The organism is Paraburkholderia sp. SIMBA_027 (assembly GCF_046535315.1).
GTDB classification, from domain to species: Bacteria; Pseudomonadota; Gammaproteobacteria; order Burkholderiales; family Burkholderiaceae; genus Paraburkholderia; species Paraburkholderia tropica.
Genome location: NZ_JAWRWY010001060.1, coordinates 1 through 256 on the forward strand (window position 1 = coordinate 1; position 256 = coordinate 256).

The 256-nt window shown below is 62.9% G+C and carries 1 pseudogene; it reads right to left on the minus strand.

Annotation, left to right across the window (positions count from 1 at the left end):
- A pseudogene (locus SB764_RS42370) lies at positions 1–256 on the minus strand (MFS transporter); the annotation flags it as partial.

A 256-nucleotide genomic window follows, 5' to 3' on the forward strand; every position in this document is an offset into this window, starting at 1 on the left:
CATCGAGCTTGGAATCCGGAACCTTGGCGGCGCCGCGGTTCAGCGGGTAACCGGCATCGTGAAGCGCAATGTTGGTGCTCTTCTCGAAGGCTGCGGTCATGCCCTTGGCCTTGTCGCCAGCGGCGATGACGTCGAAGCTGGTGATGGTGGCATCGCTGATCTTGACCGTTGCCGGCTGTCCGGCAGGGCCAGGCACCACGTCGTAAGGCACGGAGTTCTTGGTCAGGAACGCCGTTGCCACATCGCAGGAGCTGGT